Raw genomic sequence first — 22,787 nt, 5'->3', positions numbered from 1 at the left:
CAAACAGGTTATTTTTATAGTGGAGGAATGAAAATGAAAATTTTTGATGCTCATTGTGATGTACTCTTACAGTTATGGATTGCAAAGGGGAAAAAGAATTTTAAAAATGATTCACAATTACATATTACATTTGAACAATTAAAGAAAAGAAAAGGAAGTATACAATGTTTTGCTATATATGTGCCAGAAACAGTAGCATATGAAAAACGTTTTGAAGCGGCATTACAAATGATAGATATTTTTTATAATGAAATTTTATCGCTACCAGGTGTGAAGTTGATCCGAACGAAAGCTGATATAAGTATGTTAAAACAGGACGAGATTGGAGCTCTTTTAACATTAGAAGGATGCGAAGCAATTGGAAAAGAAGCGATGAAATTACGTTTGTTTTATCAATTAGGTTTACGTTCCTTTGGATTAACATGGAACTATGCGAATTTGTTAGCTGATGGGGCGCTAGAGACACGTGGAGCAGGCTTAACTACTTTCGGTAGACAAGTTGTACAAGAACTTAATACGTTGCATTTATGGACCGATCTGTCCCATTTAAATGAGAGAAGTTTTTGGGATGTGGTAGAAATTGCAAATAATCCTATTGCATCTCACTCAAATTGCTATAAACTGTGTGACCATCCACGTAATTTAAATGAGGAACAAATTCAATTCCTTATAAAGCGAAATGGCATGATTGGTGTCACTTTTGTACCTCAGTTTCTTACAAATGAAAAACAAGCGAATATTACAGATATAATAAAACATATCGATTATATTTGTTCGCTAGGTGGAGAAAACAACATAGGGTTTGGTTCAGATTTTGATGGGATTTTAGAAACAGTTGCAAATGTATCGGTGTATGAAGATTATGAAAATGTAATTAATGAACTATATAAACACTATGCTGCATCAACTGTAGAACGATTTTTGTATGATAACTTTGTTGAACATATAAGTTTTTAAGTGTTTTGTTTTAAAAATTCAGAAAAATTAAAATAAATTCAATTGATATTATTGCTTTTTTTAGGACCTAATACTAGAATGAAAAACGAAATAGCTTTATACTTAAGATTCAGGGAAATCAGAAGAGGCATAATTTGCGTCCGTTGTAGTTTATTTGCATAAAAAATGCTAAACTAATACTGTAAAAAAATACACTACAATGAATGCAGCCAAAAGGGGTGTAGGAGATGATTAGTCAACTTTCATGGAAAGTTGGAGGCCAACAAGGTGAAGGAATTGAAAGTACAGGGGAAATCTTCTGTATAGCATTAAACCGATTAGGATATTACCTATACGGTTACCGCCACTTCTCATCACGTATAAAAGGCGGCCATACAAATAATAAAATTCGCGTAAGTACAACAGAAGTACGTGCGATCTCAGATGACTTAGATATTTTAATTGCTTTTGATCAAGAAACAATTGATTTTAACTTCCACGAACTACGTCCAGGCGGAATTGTCGTTGCGGATGCGAAATTTAATCCAACAATACCTGACAATACAGATGTAAATTTATATGTGATACCGTTTACAGATATTGCTTCAGAATTAGGCACATCATTAATGAAAAACATGGTTGCTGTTGGAGCATCAAGTGCGGTATTAGGTTTAGACGAAACAGCTTATTTGGATGTTGTTGAAGAAATCTTTGGTCGTAAAGGAGAGCAAGTCGTTCAAAAGAATATGGACGCAATTAAACGCGGCTCTCAATATATGAAAGAATTGCTAGGTGAGAAAGTTAACATGATGCAGCTTGAAAAAGCTGATGGTAAGAAACGCATGTTTATGATTGGAAACGATGCAATCGCATTTGGTGCGGTAGCTGGTGGCGCTCGTTTTATGTCAGCATATCCAATCACACCTGCATCTGAAATTATGGAATACTTAATTAAAAAATTGCCTAAAGTCGGCGGAACAGTAATCCAAACTGAGGATGAAATCGCAGCTTGTACAATGGCAATTGGCGCAAACTATGCTGGTGTTCGTACATTAACAGCATCTGCAGGGCCTGGTCTTTCTTTAATGATGGAAGCGATTGGGTTAGCAGGTATTACAGAAACACCGCTAGTAATTGTTGATACGCAACGTGGTGGTCCAAGTACGGGGTTACCAACGAAACAAGAGCAGTCTGATTTAATGGCGATGATTTACGGTACGCATGGTGAAATTCCAAAAATCGTAATGGCGCCAAGTACAGCGGAAGAAGCTTTCTATGATATTGTAGAAGCGTTTAACTTAGCTGAAGAATATCAAGTGCCTGTTATTTTCTTAACGGATTTACAGCTTTCTTTAGGTAAACAAACTGTAGAACCGCTTACGTTAGATAAAGTGGAAATTCGTCGCGGTAAGCTGGATTTAGAAGCAGAATTACCAGAACGTGAAAATAAAGCATACTTCAAGCGTTATGAAGTAACAGAAGATGGCGTTTCACCACGTGTTTTACCTGGTATGAAAAATGGTATTCACCATGTTACAGGTGTAGAACATGATGAAACTGGTAAACCATCTGAATCGGCAATAAACCGTAAAGATCAAATGGACAAACGTTTCCGTAAAATGGAGAACTTGAAGTTTAATACCCCTGTTTATAAAAATGTTAAGCATGAGGAAGCAGATGTATTGCTTGTTGGATTTAACTCAACTCGTGGTGCGATCGAAGAGGCAATGGAGCGTTTAGAACAAGAGGGTATGAAAGTAAACCATGCTCAAATCCGTTTAATTCACCCGTTCCCGAAAGCTGAAATCGATCCACTTGTGAAAAATGCAAAACGTGTTGTAGTTGTAGAAAACAACGCGACTGGTCAGCTTGCTAACATTATGAAAATGAATCTTGGTAGTGGTGAGAAAATTTCTAGTCTTTTAAAATATGATGGAAACCCATTCTTGCCAAAAGAGATTTACAACGAATGCAAAAAAGGGGTTGTATTAAATGGCAACATTTAAGGACTTTCGTAACAGTGTAAAACCAAACTGGTGCCCAGGTTGCGGAGACTTTTCGGTGCAAGCTGCAATTCAGCGTGCGGCAGCTAACGTTGGCTTAAATCCAGATGAACTTGCTGTTGTTTCTGGTATTGGTTGTTCAGGTCGTATATCAGGTTATATTAATTCATATGGTGTGCATAGTATTCATGGACGTGCCCTTCCGATTGCACAAGGTGTGAAAATGGCAAATCGTGATTTAACAGTTATCGCATCAGGTGGTGACGGTGATGGATTTGCGATTGGTATGGGACATACAATCCATTCTATTCGTAGAAACATTGACATTACGTATATAGTAATGGATAACCAAATTTACGGATTAACAAAAGGCCAAACTTCACCACGTAGTGAAGCTGGATTTAAAACGAAAAGTACACCACAAGGTTCGATTGAACCATCATTAAATGTTATGGAAATGGCATTAACAGCTGGTGCAACATTTGTGGCGCAAAGCTTTTCAAGTGATTTAAAAGAATTAACGCAAATTATTGAAGCTGGTATTAACCATAAAGGGTTCTCATTAATTAATGTATTTAGTCCATGTGTTACTTATAATAAAGTAAATACGTACGATTGGTTCAAAGAGAACTTAACGAAACTAAGTACAGTAGAGGGATATGATCCATCTAATCGCATGATGGCTATGCAAACATTAATGGAAAATAACGGATTAGTAACAGGTTTAATTTATCAAAATACTGCGCAACCATCATATCAAGAACTTGTAAAAGGCTATAGTGAAAAGCCATTAGTACAAGCTGATTTAAATATGGATCAGAAAATGTTTGATGAGCTTGTTGCTGAATTTATGTAACGATTAAAAGGTTGCCATTTGGCAACCTTTTTTTACTGAATAAAAAATATAGGATAGCTTTGTTTACTTAGAAAATTCAGAATGGTAAAATAATATAAGGATCGTTGTATGGAAATGGCAAGTTCATTGCTTATGAAATGTAAGATAAGGCAGGTCCTATTCCTTGTCAAAATTGGCTAAACGCTTCATACTATGGTAATGTGTATAGGGATAAAGCAATATGCTTTTGGGTAGTACAAGATGAAATAATAAAAAGGGAATGTCTATTTGTGTGGGGAAGACTTCATTCTTACGGATGATTAGATCGATTACTCAAGTTTCAAAGGACAAGTTATCTCTCAATCAAGCTATCTAACCATTTTTAAGGTGGGTCTAAGCGCATTAAAATAGACTACAGAGTGTGTATAGTTAAGGGTGAAAGGAGATTACCGATGAACGAGCAACAACGATTAGCAAGTCAACAAGCAAATTCCTCTACGAAAAAAGAAGAGAAAGATTATAGCAAATACTTTGAAAGCGTATATCAACCACCTTCCTTAAAAGATGCCAAAAAGCGTGGAAAAGAAGAAGTTAAAATTGAACGGGATTTTGGCTTACCTGAAGAGTTTCGTAATTTTGGTGCAGGAAGAAAGTTTTATATTCGTACATATGGGTGTCAAATGAATGAGCATGATACGGAAGTAATGGCAGGTATTTTCACAACACTTGGATATGAACCGACATTTTCAACTGAAGATGCAGATGTAGTTTTATTAAACACTTGTGCAATTCGTGAAAACGCTGAAAATAAAGTGTTTGGTGAACTTGGTCATTTAAAATCATTAAAACGTAGAAATCCGGACCTTTTAATTGGTGTATGTGGTTGTATGTCTCAAGAGGAATCTGTTGTAAATAAAATCATGCAAAAAAATCAGCATGTAGATATGGTATTTGGCACGCATAATATTCATAGATTACCGTACATTCTAAAAGATGCAATGTTCTCGAAGGAGACGGTAGTTGAAGTTTGGTCAAAAGAAGGAGACGTAATTGAAAACCTTCCGAAAGTACGTCGTGGCGATATTAAAGCTTGGGTAAATATTATGTATGGCTGTGATAAATTCTGTACATATTGTATTGTACCGTATACACGCGGAAAAGAGCGAAGCAGGCGTCCAGAAGATATTATTCAAGAGATTCGTCATTTAGCTGCGAATGGTTATAAAGAAATTACGCTACTTGGACAGAACGTAAATGCATATGGTAAAGACTTTGAAGATTTAGAATACGGTCTTGGCGATTTAATGGACGAACTTCGTAAAGTTGATATTGCCCGTATTCGTTTTACAACGAGTCATCCACGTGATTTCGATGACCACTTAATTGAAGTGCTTGGAAAAGGTGGAAATCTAGTGGAACATATTCACTTACCAGTTCAATCTGGAAGCACAGATATGTTGAAAATTATGGCACGTAAATATTCACGTGAACATTATTTAGAACTTGTAAGAAAAATTAAAGAAACAATTCCAAGCGCAGTATTAACAACTGATATTATCGTCGGTTTCCCAAATGAAACAGATGAGCAATTTGAAGAAACGATGTCGTTATATCGTGAAGTAGGATTTGATACTGCATTTACATTTATTTATTCCCCGCGAGAAGGTACACCAGCTGCAAAAATGAAAGATAATGTGCCTATGGAAGTAAAGAAAGAACGATTACAACGATTAAACACACTCGTAAATGGGTTGGCAGTTGAAAAGAATAATCGTTATAAAGGTCAAGTTGTAGAAGTGTTAGTTGATGGGGAAAGTAAAAATAATCCGGAAGTACTTGCAGGTTATACTCGTACGAATAAACTTGTAAACTTCGTCGCTTCAAAATCTTTAATTGGTCAGCTTGTGAAAGTAAAAATAACGGAAGCAAAAACTTGGTCTCTTAACGGGGAATTAGTTGAGGAACCGATTGAGGTGAAATAATAGATGAAAGTATATACGAAAGACGAAATTGTAGAGCAAGCGAAAGAATTAGCGAAAATGATTTCTGAAACAGAAGAAGTTGATTTTTTTAAGAAAGCAGAGGCGCAAATTCATAAAAATGAAAATGTAAAGCACGCAATTGATGAAATTAAAGCATTGCAAAAACAAGCAGTTAACTTGCAACATTACGGGAAGTGGGAAGCTTTGAAAAAAGTAGAAGCTGAAATTGACGCACTTCAAGATAAGTTAGACAATATTCCAGTTGTGCAGGAGTTTAAATCTTCACAAACATATGTAAATGACTTACTACAGTTAGTTGCGAGTACCATTTCTAATAATGTTACAGATGAAATATTAGTTTCAACTGGCGGCGATGTACTTAAGGGTGAAACTGGTGCGGCGGTAGAAAGTAAAAAAGGAAATTGTGGTTGTTAAAGAGATGTCATATTGACATCTCTTTTTTTTAGTGGATTAAACGTAAGTTCTTCTCAAAAAAAGAATGACACATTCCGCTATTGTCACGCATATGATTAAGTGAATAGTGATTGAGGAGGGTTACGAATGTCCGAATTTAGAGAGATTATTACAAAAGCAGTGGTTGGAAAAGGACGTAAGTATACAAAGTCAACGCATACATGTGAATCGAATAATGAGCCAACAAGTATTTTAGGGTGCTGGGTAATTAACCACTCGTACGAAGCGAGAAAGAATGGAAAACATGTAGAAATTGAAGGTTTCTATGATGTGAACACTTGGTATTCGTTTGATGGCAATACAAAGACTGAAGTTGTAACAGAACGTGTGAACTACACTGACGAAGTAAGCATTGGTTATCGTGATAAGAACTTCTCTGGTGACGATTTAGAAATTATTGCTCGTGTCATTCAACCGCCAAATTGTTTAGAAGCTCTTGTATCGCCAAATGGGAATAAAATTGTTGTAACTGTAGAACGTGAATTTGTAACAGAAGTAGTTGGGGAAACAAAAATTTGTGTAAGTGTAAATCCTGAAGGTTGTGTAGAATCAGATGAGGATTTCCAAGTCGATGATGATGAGTTTGAAGAATTAGATCCGAACTTTATCGTTGACGCAGAAGAAGAGTAATAGAAAGCTAGGGAGAAGTTCTTCCTAGCTTTTTACTTTACATAAGTGGTGCTGAATGAACATGAATCTTTATGAAATATGTTATAATGAAGAAAGACTCCTGAAATAGGAGAGATGGATGTCCGTGAAGTGTGACATATATAAAGTTCAACTAATAATCAGTGGGGGGCATCCCCACTGATTATTAGTTGAACCAATCGGGCTTTTACGGGCAGTTGATCTCCCACCTAACTTCTTTGTTCCAGCCGATTTTTGAGGTGGGAATCTTACTGCCCGTTAATGCGGGATGAATATAGATTATTATGTAAAAATTATGGAGGAAAGACATGACGCAATATACGCCTATGATACAGCAATACTTAAAGGTTAAGGCAGACTATGAAGATGCCTTTTTATTTTTCCGATTAGGTGATTTTTATGAAATGTTCTTTGAAGATGCGGTTAAAGCAGCTCATGAACTTGAAATTACATTAACGAGCCGAGATGGTGGTAGTAGTGATCGTATACCGATGTGCGGTGTACCGCATCATGCAGCTAAAAATTATATTGAACAACTTGTTGAAAAAGGATATAAAGTAGCTGTTTGTGAGCAAGTGGAAGATCCAAAAACAGCTAAAGGTGTAGTACGTCGTGAAGTAGTACAACTAATTACGCCAGGAACGATGATGGAAGGGCGTACAATAGACGAGAAAGAGAATAACTTTTTAGCAGCATTAACACATTTCGAAGATGGATCTTATGCGCTAGCTTGTAATGACTTAACGACTGGACAAAATACAGTGACGTTGTTAACAGGTTCAGTAGAAGATATTTTATTAGAGGTGTATGCAACTGGTTCGAAAGAAATTGTTGTAGATTCTACATTTTCAAAAGATGAATTAAATAAATTGACTGAAACATTAAAAATGACGATTTCGTATGAAGATGCAACAACGATTCCGGAAGGGTTAGAACATCTTGTGAAAAATGTTTCACAAGCAAAGTTACTTAAAGCGATTGGACGCTTATTTAACTATGTGATAAGAACACAAAAACGTTCATTAGATCATTTGCAACCAGTAGAAATTTATTATACAAATCAATTTATGAAAATTGATGTGCACTCAAAACGTAATTTAGAGTTAACTGAGACTCTTCGTACGAAAGAAAAAACAGGCTCACTATTATGGCTATTAGATAAAACGAAAACAGCTATGGGTGGCCGTATGTTAAAACAGTGGATGGAACGTCCGCTTATTCAGAAAGAGAAAGTGGAAGAACGTTTAGAAATGGTAGAAACATTTGTAAATGATTACTTCTTACGTGAAGATTTAAAAGAAAAGCTAAAAGAAGTATATGATTTAGAGCGTTTAGCAGGGAAAGTTGCATTTGGTAATGTAAATGCACGGGACTTATTACAGTTAAGACGTTCTTTACTTCAAGTACCAGCTATTTTAGAAGCGATTAGTCTTTTAGATAATGCTTATGCAGCAAGGTTAATTCAAGGTGCGGATCCATGTGAGAGCTTAACTGAATTACTAGGAAGAAGTATTCAGGAAAACCCACCACTTTCTATTAAAGATGGAGATATTATTAAAGACGGTTATAATGACAAGCTTGATCAATATCGTTACGTGAGCAAAAATGGGAAAACGTGGATCGCGGAGCTTGAAAAACGAGAGCGTGATATTACAGGGGTTAAATCATTAAAAATTGGATACAACCGTATTTTCGGCTACTACATTGAAGTGACGAAGGCGAATCTTGCAGCGCTTCCAGAAGGGCGCTATGAGCGAAAACAGACGCTTGCTAATGCTGAGCGTTTCATTACAGATGAACTGAAAGAAAAAGAAACGTTAATTTTAGAAGCAGAAGAGAAAATTGTACAACTGGAATATGATTTATTTACAGCACTTCGTGAAGAAGTAAAAGTATTCATTCCGAAATTACAACATTTAGCGAAAGTAATTAGTGAATTAGATGTACTACAAAGCTTTGCGACTGTAAGTGAAGAAGAGCAGTTTGTAAAACCCGTGCTAACAACGAAGCGTGAAATCTTTATTAAAGATGGTCGCCATCCTGTCGTTGAAAAAGTATTGAACGGGAAATTGTATGTACCAAATGATTGTATTATGCCAGAGAAGATGGATGTCTTTTTAATTACAGGACCGAACATGTCTGGTAAAAGTACGTATATGAGACAATTAGCACTTGTTACTGTTATGTCACAAATTGGTTGTTTCGTACCAGCGACAGAAGCGGTATTACCTGTATTCGATCAAATCTTTACGAGAATTGGTGCAGCGGATGATTTAATTTCAGGTCAAAGTACATTTATGGTTGAAATGTTAGAAGCGAAAAATGCGATTGCAAATGCGTCAGAAAGAAGTTTAATTTTATTTGATGAAATTGGACGCGGTACATCAACGTATGATGGTATGGCGCTTGCACAAGCAATCATTGAACATATTCATGACCAAATTGGTGCAAAAACATTATTCTCTACGCATTATCATGAATTAACGGTGCTAGAAGAAAGTTTAGATCAACTGAAAAATGTACATGTTTCAGCTATTGAAGAGAATGGAAAAGTAGTCTTCCTTCATAAAATTCAAGATGGAGCAGCCGATAAAAGTTACGGAATTCACGTTGCGCAACTTGCTGAGCTTCCAGATAGCTTAATCGCTCGTGCAAAAGAAGTGTTAGCGCAACTAGAAGGACAAGAAGAAATTATTATTCCAAAGCGTGTAGAAGTAAAGGTGCAAGAAGTTGTTCCAGAACCTGTAGTTGTAAAAGAAGAACCGGCAGAAATACAAGAAAAGAAAGAAGAGACTGAAGAAGAGTCACAACTATCTTTCTTTGGAGGAGACCAATCTTCAAAAAAACAAGACAAGCCTGTGCTTGATCAAAAAGAAAGCGCAGTACTTGCACAAATTAAAAAAATTGATTTACTAGATATGACGCCTTTAGAAGCGATGAACGAACTGTATCGCTTACAGAAAAAGTTAAAGAAAGGATGAGTAAGTAGATGGGAAAAATTCGCAAACTCGATGATCAACTCTCTAACTTAATTGCGGCAGGGGAAGTAGTAGAGCGCCCTGCCTCAGTCGTAAAAGAACTTGTGGAAAATTCTATCGATGCGAATAGTACATCTATTGAAATCCACTTAGAAGAAGCTGGTTTATCAAAAATTCGCATCATTGATAATGGAGATGGCATTGCCGAAGAAGATTGTATCGTTGCATTTGAACGCCACGCAACGAGCAAAATTAAAGATGAAAACGATCTGTTCCGTATAAGAACGCTCGGATTCCGCGGTGAGGCATTGCCAAGTATTGCCTCAGTTAGTGAATTGGAATTAATCACTAGCACAGGTGATGCGCCGGGTACCCACCTTATCATTAAAGGTGGAGACATTATAAAACAAGAAAAAACAGCGAGCCGAAAAGGAACGGATATTACAGTACAAAACTTATTCTTTAATACACCAGCGCGTCTTAAATATATGAAAACAATTCATACAGAGCTTGGGAATATTACAGATATCGTGTATCGTATTGCAATGTCACATCCAGAAGTATCGTTAAAACTGTTTCATAATGAAAAGAAATTGCTTCATACATCCGGAAATGGTGATGTAAGGCAAGTACTTGCATCAATTTATAGCATTCAAGTTGCCAAGAAGCTTATTCCAATTGAAGCTGAATCTTTAGATTTCACAATTAAAGGGTATGTAACATTACCAGAAGTAACGCGAGCGTCTCGTAACTATATGTCAACGATCGTAAATGGCCGTTACGTGCGAAATTTCGTATTAATGAAAGCAGTTCAGCAAGGATACCATACATTACTGCCAGTTGGACGATATCCAATCGGCTTCTTATCGATTGAAATGGACCCAATGCTTGTTGATGTTAACGTACATCCAGCAAAATTAGAAGTTCGATTTAGTAAAGAACAAGAATTGCTAAAGCTTATCGAAGAAACATTGCAAGCAGCATTCAAAAAAATACAGCTCATTCCAGATGCAGGCGTAACAACGAAGAAAAAAGAAAAAGACGAAAGTGTGCAAGAACAGTTCCAGTTTGAGCATACAAAGCCGAAAGAACCACAGATGCCAAACATCGTTTTACCGACTGACATGGATGAAAAACAAGAAGAACGAACAACTGTGAAACAACCAGCGCAGCTTTGGCAACCGGCGAAGCGAGAATGGCAACCACCACAGTCGCTCGTAAGAGAAGAGCAAAGTTGGCAGCCATCCTCTAAACCGATAATCGAAGAACCGATTCGAGAAGAGAAATCGTGGAACAGTAACGATGACGACTTTGAATTAGAGGAATTGGAAGAAGAGGTCGGGGAAATAAAAGAGATTGAAATGAACGGTAACGATTTACCACCGCTTTATCCAATTGGACAAATGCACGGAACATATATTTTCGCTCAAAATGATAATGGGTTATATATGATTGATCAACATGCCGCACAGGAACGTATTAATTATGAGTACTTCCGTGATAAAGTAGGACGAGTAGCGCAAGAAGTACAAGAACTACTTGTACCGTACCGTATTGACCTATCTCTTACTGAATTTTTACGTGTCGAAGAGCAACTAGAAGAACTTAAAAAAGTCGGCCTATTTTTGGAACAATTCGGCCATCAATCTTTTATTGTTCGCTCGCATCCAACGTGGTTCCCGAAAGGACAAGAAACAGAAATCATTGATGAGATGATGGAGCAAGTTGTCAAACTAAAAAAAGTTGATATTAAAAAGTTGCGTGAAGAAGCAGCCATTATGATGAGCTGTAAAGCATCTATCAAGGCAAATCAATATTTAACGAACGATCAAATATTTGCTTTACTTGAAGAACTTCGTACAACAACAAATCCATACACATGCCCGCACGGGAGACCGATTCTTGTACATCATTCTACTTATGAGTTGGAGAAGATGTTTAAGAGGGTTATGTAGGGATACTAAAATTAGATATTAAAAGGGAGCAACAGTAAATGTTGCTCCCTTTTAATATGTAGAGTTAATTGTTAAACGAAAATAAGGTGGATTGATTTTACAGTTTATTTCTAGACTAAGTAAGCTTTAATTTATCTATGTATAAAAAAGCGCCGTATATCAGCACTTTTTAAAGGTACGTAAATTGTATAATAAAGATTTCTACATTATTAAACATATAACTATGCATGGCCAAATATTGATTCTTATTTGGTTAATTGTTATAAGGATTTATAGGATTATTTGTTTTTATTATTATTATTATTAATTTTTTCAGTATATAAAACCTGCTCTTTATAATGCTTTTTAATTGGGAAGTTATGTGTACCTGTGCCGTTCTTGAATTTTTTATCAATGGGGTTCTTTAGAGGGACTGTTGTAGTTTCAGTAAATTCATATGGGTAATTTATTTTAGATTTATCTTCAAACATGAAAATGCCTCCTTTTTAGGATTTCCTGAATTCTTTACTATAACATGATATGCATATAGAGTTTTTTTGGACTAGTTATTTATATAGGTTAGAACAATTTAATTACATAACTACTGAAATATTTTAAAGGAAAACAATTTGAGAGAGGTATTGTAATGATAGCCGTTCACTATTATTGTTGTTTAAGTTATCGTGGTGTGTTTGAAATTCTGAAAGGACGTAGCATATTGGTCTATCTAATAACCATTATGTGGTGAGTTTTTTTATTTATCGGTGAAACAAACAATGCATATATATTCGTTATAGATTGTTTTTATAATGTAATATATATATAGTTTTCCTGATAATATAATGCGGAATATTATAGTGTTATTAGGTTATTAGGAACACTTAATGTTGTTTCACAACTGAAAGCGAATTGAAAAAGAACTGAAACTTTTCTCATAAAAATTCAATCTTACTTGAAAAATGAAAGGAAAATGAAATTTTCCAAAAGAAATTCTTTGTTAAGATAAAAAGCATACATAAAAAAAGTATTGACATATCTTAAAAGTGTGTTTTCAAGATATAGTGGGGGAAAAGATGAGAATAGAAAAACAATTAATAAAAAAGATGTATTATGAAACATTCCTAATGGAGAATGAAACAAAACCACCTCTTGACGTACTTGGGGAAGTTTATGTAAACGAAGAAAAACATGAAATTTCCGATGGGTCTTATATTCGTTTTGCACAAGGTGAATTTTATTATCACCATCAAGATTTTGAATCAGCTATTTTCAAATGGGAGAAAGTTGGCAACGAACTAGCACCATGGGCACAAAAAAACATTGCGGATGCTTACTTTGAACTAAACCGACTATCAGTTGCTGAAGAGGTTTATACTTCCATTACTACTGATAACAAAATATTGATGACTGAAATTGGACTGCAATTACTTTCTCTTTACATCGAGCAAAATAATTTTGACTCAGCTTTCGCTGTAATTAAAGAGGCGGTTTCTTTAAATCCCGATTATCCGAATGTCACCAAAATTGCCCGTTCTTTTTATGAAGAACAGCAAGATTTTGATAGTGCAGTAGAGCTTGCTGTGAATGAGCTGGTTCGAACAGAATCTTATCCTTGGTTTGAGGTGCTAAAAGGGTATATCGATAAAGGATTTACTAAAAATATTTCACCAGACTATTTTCATGAAGTATTAGTTACATTAAATCATGTAGATCAAGTGCAATTTACACAAATTGTATCATCACTTTGGAACAGTTATAAAAATGAACAAAATTACTTATTATGGCTTAACACAATAAATGAGTTTTTCTTACATATCGAAATACATCCGTCCGATATATGGGACAAAATTTCTTCTCTTTACGAAGAAACGTATTTTGAATTAATTCAAGGCCAATATACGCTTAGACAATTACATGATATCATTCCAAATCTGTTAACAAATTGGTTAAAGGTAGTCAATTCTTCTTATGCTGTATTTCCATCAGCAGCTGTATTGGCATGGGATGAGATTTTCCCTTCCAAAATAGATGCAGCAAATATAAAAAATGCAGAAAACCTACTGTTGTATTCTATTAATCATGTGGATGGCTTAGAGTATGGTTTACATCTTTTTGAATCTATTACACAGTGGGCACAAAAGCATGATATAGAAATGGGTCACCGATTTAGATGGTTAGTTAGCGAACTTGCAGATTTAAGAACAAATCGTATTTTAGTAACGGGCACTTCAGGAAATGGAAAAACTGCATTTATTAACTCTATAGTAGGAGAAAATATATTAGAAAACTCAATTTCAAATGTAGTGGTTTTAAAAAATGATGCTCATACAGAAATTAACGCTATAACAGACTCAGCAATTACAACAACTGAGAATTTCTCTGATTACCATGATATGATGTCTTTACACCACCAAACGTATAGAGATAGAGCGTGTGTTGAATTTAAACTACCATGCAAATTTTTAAGTAAAAATAAACTTACATTTGTAGTTACACCTGGCTTTAATAGAAATAACGATACTAGAGATGAGATATTTGAATATCTGAATTCTGTGGACGAATTATTGTTCGTATTGAATGCGGATTCACCTTTTACTGACAAAGAACGTGACATTCTATTAAGTATTCAAGAACATACACCAAATCTACAAATTCATTTCTTATTAAATAAAATCGATAACATTTACAGTGAAGCAGAAGTAAAAAGAGTTTTACATGATACGCAAGTGAGAATAAACGCGTATTTCCCGCAAGCGAGACTTTTCCCTTACTCTTCGTTATATACAAGTAATCAACAACTAAATGATTTAACTGAGTTTATTCGTTTTAACTTTAACTATAAAAATATCGATGCAGATCGTACTGAAAAGCTATTGTTTTTCATTCGAAAAACAATTACATACCTTTTAGATAAACGCGTTGAGAAGGAAAACAATCTAGTGGATGCTATGAATTGGAATGAAGATATGTTAGTTAAATTAAATGGTAGTATTAATAACCTTACTGCTTTTGAGAGGGAAAAAATTCATATCATTACACAATCGTATCGTACAATGAAAACAGAAATTACGAATGATCTTACTGAACATATTCCGAAGCTACTGCAGAGTTGTTCTGATTTAATCAGTGAAGAAAGCGATTTTGGAAACATTGAAATGGAACTAAATACAGCAATGAACAAAAGAGTACACAAATATTTAGAACAAACTGTATTACCTAACTTTGCTCGTTCTATGCAAAATTGGATTGAAACTTCTAATAATGAGTTACTTCAAAGTCAATCGCACTTAGAAGAACTCAGTGAAGGACTTAATTCTTTATTTGGAGAAAATCGAATACAATTAGAATGTGACTTTAAAGTGCTTGATGACTGGCGCAGAGATACTGATAGAATGACGACTAGAATACAAATGGAAGAAGTAAATATTTTACGCCGATTTACGCCAGCGCAATTTTTACTGAAAAGTGCCGGTAAATTATTTGGGGTTCTTCCAAAGAATAGATCTATGCTATATAACAAATATAAACAGTATATAGAAAATGAAGATTATACAGAAGTAACGGCTTCTATTATGAAGAAATTTTTCTTGCAATTTGAGCTGTTTGAAAATACACAAGAGCGGGATATTAATATGTTCTTTAGAAATCCATTTAACTCCTTGAAACAAGCTGTAGAAAATACGCAGTTAGAAATACAAGAAAAACAAGAGATATTACATAAAATGAAATCAAATCCTGAAGTGTATCATGATTCTATAATGCTCTTTGAATTGAGATTACGTCAATGTGAAGTAATCTTAAATATAGGTGAGTATAATGCCTATACAGATTTAAATTTAGAAACAAGCATAGAATAAACGTAAAACAACTCCAAAAGTGGATTTTGGAGTTGTTTTTTTGTTTATATCCGTTGTTATAAGAAGGGAAAAAGGGAGCAACCGTAATGAGTTGCTCCCTTCGCATATATAGATTATTTTTCAGTTTCTTTAATTTTAGTTTTTACTTCGCCAGTTTTAATTTTATTACTTTCTGAGAAACGTAATAAATCGCCTTCAATAATTTTGTCAGACATACGTAATTCATTTTGTGCACGGTTAATGAGTGCTTGAGCTTCTTTTTTTGGTAAATCTACAATTTCACCTGTTATCCGGTCATAAAAAGTGTTGTTTTTGTATGCATATTTGTCTGTAACGAAGCTACCATCACGTAAAACAACAAATCCCGTATATTCATCTGAAAACATATCGTGACCAAAACGGATATCGTTCGTAGTATCAATCCCTAATAAATTTAGAATAGTAGGTTTCACATCAATTTGTCCAGTAGGCTTTGAAATCGTTTGACCTTTTGTTTGTCCAGGGATATGAATATATAAAGGTGTACGTTGTAAATGTAAAGTATCAAATTCTGTAATTTGATCTTTTTCTAAAAACTGCGCCATTGCGCGGTTATGTTTTTCAGAAATGCCATAATGATCACCGTATAATACAATAATAGAATCATCATAAAGCCCCTCGGCCTTTAAACGCTCAATAAAGTTTTTAATGGATTCGTCTAAGTAACGTGATGTTACGATGTAACGATCAAATACGCCATTACCAGAGTTATATGGTTCAATGAATTTTGTGTCTTCATCATACGTAAATGGATAATGGTTTGTTAAAGTAAGGAAACGAGCGTAAAATGGTTGATCAATCGTTTTTAATATATCTACTGATTGATCAAAGTATTCTATATCTTTTAATCCCCAATTTAAATTTGTTTCGGGCGTGATTTTGTAATCAAGTTCATTATAGTAACGATCATAACCAAGAGCTGAGTACATAATGTTACGATTCCAAAATGTTGCGTTATTCGCATGGAATACAGAAGTGAAATAACCTTGTTCACGTAAAATTTCTGGAGTTGCAGTATAATCATTGTTTCCGTGTGTGAAGAATACAGCTCCACGGTTTAATGGATACAACGATGTATCTATTAGAAATTCAGAATCGGATGTTTTTCCTTGTCCAGTTTGGTGGAAAAAGTTATCAAAGTAATAGCTTTCATTTATGAATTCATTCAAGAAAGGTGTAACTTCTTGACCATTGACGGATGCTCCTATTAAAAAGGTTTGCAAGGATTCAAGAGTAACGACAATTACATTTTTTCCTTTCGCTGCGCCAAACATATTAGGATTTGGTTCACTTTGGGTTGCTTTTACGTAGTTTTCAGTTTCTTGTAATTTACTACTATCAGCAAGTGCCTTTTGTGATCCTGCTTTTACTTGCAGCGTTAAATCATATATTTGGTGAGTGTATAGTCCTAAATTTTTGACAAGCATTACTCGGTCGAAGGATCTCGTTAATAATTCAGGGCGTTCTTTTTCTGCAAGATGCAGATTTGCAGAAAATACAGCAATTGTTAAGACGAAATATAGTAAGCGTGTAGAATGTGCTACACGTTCTGTTTTAAAGACCAATGTCTTCTTTTTTAATAAAATAAAGAAGAAAATAATGTCTACGAATGCGAGTATAATTTTGTAGTTCAATATTTCTATAATACTACCGCCTAATTGGCCAAAGTTTGATGTTTGTCCGAGTACTGGTAACGTAACGAAATCACTATAAAAATCATAGAACATTACATTTCCGACAAGTACGATCGTTAATAAGAAATTAATACATAGCGCTATATAATTGCGCTTTTCACCAGTTGCAAATAATGCTAATCCAACAAATGCTAACGATGCAGCGAGAGGACTAATAAACAAAATAAGCTCTTGTGTAGAAGACTCAATTTTTAAATCAAAACTGAATCGCGTAATAAGATATGTTTTTAACCATACTGCTAAAGCAATTATGATAACAAAGCTTATATTTTGCATTTGTAAATTTATTTTATTCTTCATTTTTACACCTTCTTTATAAAATTTATTTAACTAAGGTTATATGTTATATTTTTATAACTATTATAGTAGGGTGAACCATTTAAATGATGTTTTCTAATGGTAATAATTTGCAGTGTTCCTATACATACAATGGGGAATTTAAATGCGAAGCAGAAAAAGTCATATTTGTAGTGAAAGTGACTTATAGACATCCTAACATATTAAACACTATGATGATGTTACAAAATATCGAACAAATGAAAGTGAAAAGGAATAGACGCTTTTTAAACTATTGACATTCAATGAGTTGGAATTTGAATAAAAGGTGAGTTTAAAGTAAACGGTTATATGAATGAGTAGAAAACTACATTCTACATAGAATGTAGTTTTTCATATATTCTGTAAAATCATGCTTCTTTGTAGGATAATCATTTCATTAAGTAAAGTGGTGGTGAAACGTAAAACGTTTGACTAGTAGTGTAATGAAAGAGTTCACATATCAGATAAATATTTTCCAACATATAGACCACTTGCAGCTGCTTGAGATAATGAATGAGTAACACCTGAACAATCTCCAACTAAAAATAGCCCATTCATACTTGTTTCAAAATGGTTATTGATTTTTATCGTAGGGGCATAGAACTTTCCATCTATTCCATATAATAAAGTATCTTTATCGATAGGTTCTTGGATAAAATGTTCTAAGCGTAATAAAAATTCTTTGAGTCCTTCAATATATAATGGAGGAATTTCTTTATGCAAATCTCCATAATCTCCGTGTAGTGTAGGTTGTATACGATTATGTTTCATATCTTTTTCCATTGTAGGTTGTTTCTTTAATAAGTCCTCTAAGCGCTGTATAACAATCCGATCTCGTCCTTGATTAATGCCTTTAATAATTGAGTTTGCATATATATTGGCGTCTTTAAGAGTTGGGAAATAGCGCGGGATAAACAAAGTGAAATTTAAGTTAGGAGTGCCAGTTCCTTGCTCTCGAAAATTTTGACCGTCAGGCATAACTAAACCTTCTTCGTACTTTCGAATAATGCGTCCTTTTGGATTCATACAGTAAGTAGTTGCTGTGAAATTTTCACCTTGATAAGAAAGTTTCGTTTCAAAAGTATCTTTTAATATAGAACGTAATTGATGTTCTTTCATTTCTACTCTAATCCCTAAGTCTACACGTGTTTGTTCCTGAGAAATATTTAGAGAAGTGCACATTTCTTTTAACCAATCTGCCCCAGAGCGCCCCGTTGCAAATACGAGTTGCTTAGATTGAACTGTTCCTTGATTTGTAGTTATATTAAAATGATCTTTCTGTTTCATAATATGCTCTACATCTATATGAAATTGGATATTTATTTTCGTAAGTAAAAATTCATAGAGTTGCTGAAAAATGGTACTGGAAATTGTAGTACCAAGATGCCTTACTTCTGTTGTTAACATTTGTAAACCACAAGTTGCAGCTTTCTTAGTGAGATTTACATTTTCTGTAGAATATTTTGAAACTGAATTTCCACCAAACTGACATAGAATTTCATCTACTTCAGCCATGAGTTGCATAAAACCTTCTTTACCTACTTTTTGTTCGAGTTCTCCTCCAAATCCATTTGTATAATTAAATTTTCCTTCAGACTTTCCTAAGCCACCAAAACCGAAATATTTATCACATATGTTACAGTCACACGTTTTTCCTTGATCTAAAGGACAATTTCGATGTTCTAGCGGTTTACCTTTATCAAGAATTAAAATGTTTTTGTTACTTTTGGCTAATGAATAAGCCATAAAAATGCTACTTACTCCAGCGCCGATAATTGTAACATCATACATATTCTTTCACCTGCTAACGAATAGTTTGTTTACTATTTTCCTAGTGTATAACACTTTTATGAAGTTAAGAAATAGCTTTTATGAATAAAGAAAAAGTTTTTGAACTTTATACTTTTTCAATTTCTCTAAGTGGTGGATGAAGTATAAATGTTTTTATTTGAACGGAGATATCGTTTTAAATAATCACTTTTTCATATGATTCATAAAAGTCTACATATAAAAAGAACGGACCTTTTCAGTAAAAAGGTCTGTTCATCATTTGAAAAAGTTGTTAAGTGCATAAATTAGAAGGGAAGTATAGTTTTATTTAGCGAAGGCATGGTTACCGATTACTGCTACTGTTTGACGTGTCGTAATCCATTTGTCTGTTGATGTTTTTGGGTTGTAGAAATAAAGCCAATCAGAATGTATTCCCTTTGTGGAGATAGCCTCTTCTACAGCCATTTTTGCTTCAGCGCTTGCAGGCTGATTAATTCTTCCATCTGTAACAGGAGTAAATGCATATCCGTATTTAATAGGTTCATAAATAACGCCTGTTATTGTATTTGGAAACCCTTTTGCATTTACTCGATTTAGGATAACTTTTGCTACAGCTACTTTTCCTTTATATGATTCGCCACCAGCTTCAGCGGTAACTAAGCGTGCCATTAAGTCTTTTTCTTTTTCGGAAATACTGGAATTAATTTTCAAATGTTGCCCTGTATAAAGTTTGTTACCGATTGTGTTGTTAATTTGTTTTATAGATTGAACGGTTACGTTGTAGCGCTTTGCTATCGTTTCTAATGAATCTCCCGGTTGTACTTGGTAAATAATTTGTCCAGAAGTGTTCGTAGTTTTTTCGTTTTGATGAACTGTAACCTCATTTGATTTCATAGATCCTGGAATATGTAACTGTTCTCCAATAAAAGCTTGATCGTTTCCTTTATTATTCGCTTGTTTAATGGCTTGTATGGAAACTCCATATTGTTTACTAATGCCCCAAAGTGTATCATTCTTTTTTACTGTATGAATGGTGGAAGCTTCAGCTGTACTTTGATTACATACGAATGTAAGTGCTACTGCAGATAAAGGAATTATATGTTTTAGTTTTAATAATTTCATTGTAAATCCTCCTAATAAAGTAAGGTATAACTGTTGCATAATGTAATTCAGAATATGGGAATATAAATATTTTAATGTAAGTATATTAGCACATATAAAATAAATAATCATTATAAGTTTTTTATTTACATCCATATAGGATTCAAATATGAAATATTGCATATGAAAATACATTGAAGTTCATATTGCTGCTTACTATAATCTATTTAGTAGAAAGGTAATATGTTATAGAAATAAAATCATTATAGATTAATATAATGATTATTAATTGTTATGAATTAGGAGGATTTATGTAATGAAAATGTTTCAAAGAGTAGGTGTTTCAGCTGTGATCGTCTCAACATTTTTAGGAATAGGGGACAGTGTTAATATTGTAACTGCTGATTCTATAGAACAGCAGAGTAAATTAGGGATAGAACAAGAAACAGATAAACAAATCATTGTAAAATTCAGTGCAGATTTGAAATTACCATATGAAGATGGTATTGAAAAACAGATACAATCTGAAACGAACGATAAAGTATTAGAAGATTTTTTGGCAGAATATTCAGATGTAACATTTACTCGTCTATTCACATCTGTAAGTCCGGAAGAAATACAAAATCTTGAAGTGAAAGCACCTAATAATGTATCTACAAGCCTATTAAACTACTATATTCTTCAAACCAAAAATGATGGGCGTGAAGAAACACTAGTAGATAAGTTAAAAGCATCTTCTTTAATAGAAGATATGTATATGAAGAAACAAGAAAAAATAATACCGCCTGAAGTGAAACAATTAAGTGTATCTCTTACTCCTAATAATAATCCTAGATTTAATAAACAAGGTTATCTTGAAGCAGCACCATACGGTATTAATGCACCCTTCGCCTGGGGCGTTCAAGGCGGTAATGGAAATGATGTAACCTTTGTTGATATGGAATATGGTTGGTTATTAAATCATGAGGATTTAGTACATCGAAATATTGAATTGATGTCTGGAAGAAATATAGATCAACATGTCGGTCATGGGACGTCTGTACTAGGAATTGTATCATCTGAAGATAATGAAGTAGGGAATATTGGGATTGCACCAAAAGCGAAAGCAAAAGTGATTTCTCAAATAAGAGATAACGGACAGTATAATACAGCTGATGCAATATTAAGTGCTGTAAATCATTTAGAAGCTGGGGATGTTTTATTATTAGAGGCACAAGCTTCTTTTGATGGATATGGTGATAAATATTTACCTGTTGAAGTACAACCAGATATCTTTGATGCAATTCGTGCGGGTACAGATAAGGGTGTTGTAATTATAGAGGCTGGAGCAAATGGTTGGAATGATTTAGATCAATTTAAAGATAGAAATGGTAAACAAGTTTTAAATCGTAATAGTAAAGATTTTAAAGATTCGGGTGCAATTATGGTAGGAGCGGGTTCTTCATCTTTCCCTCATGAACGTATGTGGTTTTCGAATTATGGAAGCCGTATTGATGTGTATGGCTGGGGAGAAAACGTAGATACAACTACAGCTGAGCAAAGTAGAAGTGCTGTAAATCTTTATACATCCAGCTTTAGTGGCACGTCTAGTGCTTCGCCTATTATTGCTGGAGCAGCGACTTTAGTACAAAGTATTGCTAAAGAAAATGTAGGACAACCATATAGACCAAGTGAATTGAGAACGATATTAAGTAACCATAACACTGGAACGAAGTCTAAAGATCCATATTCAGATAAAATTGGTGTTTTACCGGATTTGAAGTCTATCCTAGTAAATTTAGGGTATGAACGAAGAGAACTAAACGGTGGGAATGAGTTACAAGTAACAGAAAATGAACCAAATAATGAACCTAAACAGGCAAATAAAATTAACTTTCATACACCAATGAAAGGGACACTACATAATCGTGATAACGTAGATGTATTTACTTTCCAAATTGACTCGCCAGAAACTATTAATATCTCTCTACTAAATGAAAAAAATATTGGAATGACATGGGTACTTCATCATGAATCGGATGTAAATAACTATGTAGCATATGGTGAAAATGAAGGAAATGTAGTTAAAGGAACCTATAATGCAAAGCCAGGTAAATATTATTTATATGTCTATAAGTATGAGAATAAAGATGGTTCATATGTATTAAATATAAAATAATCGAAAGGAACTTCAGATGAAGTTCCTTTCGATTATTTTAATTCAGGATACGTGAATGTT

Annotated in this window: 14 protein-coding genes and 1 pseudogene; 11 read left to right on the top strand and 4 right to left on the bottom strand. The window is 34.1% G+C overall.

From position 1 onward, the window contains the following. The first annotated feature begins 33 nt into the window (after positions 1-33). From ACUN26_RS15395 to mutL, 8 genes are all read left to right on the top strand, one after another. A complete protein-coding gene (locus ACUN26_RS15395; RefSeq protein WP_000688026.1) occupies positions 34-957 on the top strand; it encodes a dipeptidase in 924 nt (307 codons plus the stop codon). Between the two features lie 227 nt (positions 958-1,184). Continuing rightward, a complete protein-coding gene (locus ACUN26_RS15390) occupies positions 1,185-2,942 on the top strand; it encodes a 2-oxoacid:acceptor oxidoreductase subunit alpha (protein ID WP_000625411.1) in 1,758 nt (585 codons plus the stop codon). Next, positions 2,929-3,795: a 2-oxoacid:ferredoxin oxidoreductase subunit beta gene (locus tag ACUN26_RS15385; protein WP_000190161.1), complete on the top strand. Its 867-nt coding sequence runs from the start codon at positions 2,929-2,931 to the stop codon at positions 3,793-3,795. The genes ACUN26_RS15390 and ACUN26_RS15385 overlap by 14 nt, the downstream gene beginning before the upstream one ends. 431 nt (positions 3,796-4,226) lie before the next feature. After that, positions 4,227-5,756: a tRNA (N6-isopentenyl adenosine(37)-C2)-methylthiotransferase MiaB gene (gene miaB, locus ACUN26_RS15380; protein ID WP_001005380.1), complete on the top strand. Its 1,530-nt coding sequence runs from the start codon at positions 4,227-4,229 to the stop codon at positions 5,754-5,756. Positions 5,757-5,759: 3 nt separating this feature from the next. Continuing rightward, the gene (locus ACUN26_RS15375; protein WP_000870465.1) at positions 5,760-6,191 is read left to right on the top strand and encodes a RicAFT regulatory complex protein RicA family protein; all 432 of its coding nucleotides are present in this window, start codon (positions 5,760-5,762) and stop codon (positions 6,189-6,191) included. Between the two features lie 126 nt (positions 6,192-6,317). Beyond that, positions 6,318-6,860 carry an outer spore coat protein CotE gene (gene cotE / locus ACUN26_RS15370; protein WP_001288802.1) on the top strand — a complete coding sequence of 181 codons (543 nt, stop codon included), beginning with the start codon at positions 6,318-6,320 and terminating at the stop codon, positions 6,858-6,860. Between the two features lie 326 nt (positions 6,861-7,186). Next, on the top strand, positions 7,187-9,859 hold the full coding sequence (gene mutS / locus ACUN26_RS15365) for a DNA mismatch repair protein MutS (RefSeq protein ID WP_000195987.1): 2,673 nt from the start codon (positions 7,187-7,189) through the stop codon (positions 9,857-9,859). 8 nt (positions 9,860-9,867) lie between these two features. Further along, positions 9,868-11,811: a DNA mismatch repair endonuclease MutL gene (mutL, locus tag ACUN26_RS15360; RefSeq protein WP_000516451.1), complete on the top strand. Its 1,944-nt coding sequence runs from the start codon at positions 9,868-9,870 to the stop codon at positions 11,809-11,811. A gap of 278 nt (positions 11,812-12,089) precedes the next feature. On the opposite strand, the gene ACUN26_RS15355 is transcribed toward mutL, so the two are convergent. After that, on the bottom strand, positions 12,090-12,281 hold the full coding sequence (locus tag ACUN26_RS15355; protein ID WP_000461140.1) for a hypothetical protein: 192 nt from the start codon (positions 12,279-12,281) through the stop codon (positions 12,090-12,092). A gap of 113 nt (positions 12,282-12,394) precedes the next feature. On the opposite strand from ACUN26_RS15355, the pseudogene ACUN26_RS15350 reads away from it, so the two are divergent. Further along, positions 12,395-12,532 (top strand): annotated as a pseudogene (locus tag ACUN26_RS15350) (IS6 family transposase); the annotation flags it as partial. Positions 12,533-12,863: 331 nt separating this feature from the next. Continuing rightward, positions 12,864-15,647: a dynamin family protein gene (locus ACUN26_RS15345; protein ID WP_001217641.1), complete on the top strand. Its 2,784-nt coding sequence runs from the start codon at positions 12,864-12,866 to the stop codon at positions 15,645-15,647. A gap of 113 nt (positions 15,648-15,760) precedes the next feature. On the opposite strand, the gene ACUN26_RS15340 is transcribed toward ACUN26_RS15345, so the two are convergent. The 3 genes from ACUN26_RS15340 to ACUN26_RS15330 form a co-directional block, all read right to left on the bottom strand. After that, a complete protein-coding gene (locus ACUN26_RS15340) occupies positions 15,761-17,680 on the bottom strand; it encodes an LTA synthase family protein (protein ID WP_000791016.1) in 1,920 nt (639 codons plus the stop codon). A 471-nt stretch (positions 17,681-18,151) separates the two neighbouring features. Then, the gene (locus ACUN26_RS15335; RefSeq protein ID WP_000272424.1) at positions 18,152-19,489 is read right to left on the bottom strand and encodes an NAD(FAD)-utilizing dehydrogenase; all 1,338 of its coding nucleotides are present in this window, start codon (positions 19,487-19,489) and stop codon (positions 18,152-18,154) included. Positions 19,490-19,792: 303 nt separating this feature from the next. Further along, the gene (locus ACUN26_RS15330) at positions 19,793-20,590 is read right to left on the bottom strand and encodes a cell wall hydrolase (RefSeq protein ID WP_000771179.1); all 798 of its coding nucleotides are present in this window, start codon (positions 20,588-20,590) and stop codon (positions 19,793-19,795) included. Positions 20,591-20,885: 295 nt separating this feature from the next. On the opposite strand from ACUN26_RS15330, the gene ACUN26_RS15325 reads away from it, so the two are divergent. Continuing rightward, on the top strand, positions 20,886-22,727 hold the full coding sequence (locus tag ACUN26_RS15325; protein ID WP_000781569.1) for a S8 family peptidase: 1,842 nt from the start codon (positions 20,886-20,888) through the stop codon (positions 22,725-22,727). The last annotated feature ends 60 nt before the right edge of the window (positions 22,728-22,787 follow it).

The organism is Bacillus sp. WC2503, assembly GCF_052682895.1.
This window is presented reverse-complemented; position numbering and strand designations above follow the sequence as displayed.

Excerpts from the sequence above, each read along its gene's own strand:
- ACUN26_RS15345 (WP_001217641.1), top strand. The coding sequence starts at position 12,864 with ATGAGAATAGAAAAACAATTAATAAAAAAGATGTATTATGAAACATTC.
- mutS (WP_000195987.1), top strand. The coding sequence starts at position 7,187 with ATGACGCAATATACGCCTATGATACAGCAATACTTAAAGGTTAAGGCA.
- ACUN26_RS15335 (WP_000272424.1), bottom strand. The coding sequence starts at position 19,489 with ATGTATGATGTTACAATTATCGGCGCTGGAGTAAGTAGCATTTTTATG.
- ACUN26_RS15395 (WP_000688026.1), top strand. The coding sequence starts at position 34 with ATGAAAATTTTTGATGCTCATTGTGATGTACTCTTACAGTTATGGATT.
- ACUN26_RS15390 (WP_000625411.1), top strand. The coding sequence starts at position 1,185 with ATGATTAGTCAACTTTCATGGAAAGTTGGAGGCCAACAAGGTGAAGGA.
- miaB (WP_001005380.1), top strand. The coding sequence starts at position 4,227 with ATGAACGAGCAACAACGATTAGCAAGTCAACAAGCAAATTCCTCTACG.
- ACUN26_RS15340 (WP_000791016.1), bottom strand. The coding sequence starts at position 17,680 with ATGAAGAATAAAATAAATTTACAAATGCAAAATATAAGCTTTGTTATC.
- mutL (WP_000516451.1), top strand. The coding sequence starts at position 9,868 with ATGGGAAAAATTCGCAAACTCGATGATCAACTCTCTAACTTAATTGCG.
- cotE (WP_001288802.1), top strand. The coding sequence starts at position 6,318 with ATGTCCGAATTTAGAGAGATTATTACAAAAGCAGTGGTTGGAAAAGGA.
- ACUN26_RS15355 (WP_000461140.1), bottom strand. The coding sequence starts at position 12,281 with ATGTTTGAAGATAAATCTAAAATAAATTACCCATATGAATTTACTGAA.
- ACUN26_RS15375 (WP_000870465.1), top strand. The coding sequence starts at position 5,760 with ATGAAAGTATATACGAAAGACGAAATTGTAGAGCAAGCGAAAGAATTA.
- ACUN26_RS15330 (WP_000771179.1), bottom strand. The coding sequence starts at position 20,590 with ATGAAATTATTAAAACTAAAACATATAATTCCTTTATCTGCAGTAGCA.
- ACUN26_RS15325 (WP_000781569.1), top strand. The coding sequence starts at position 20,886 with ATGAAAATGTTTCAAAGAGTAGGTGTTTCAGCTGTGATCGTCTCAACA.
- ACUN26_RS15385 (WP_000190161.1), top strand. The coding sequence starts at position 2,929 with ATGGCAACATTTAAGGACTTTCGTAACAGTGTAAAACCAAACTGGTGC.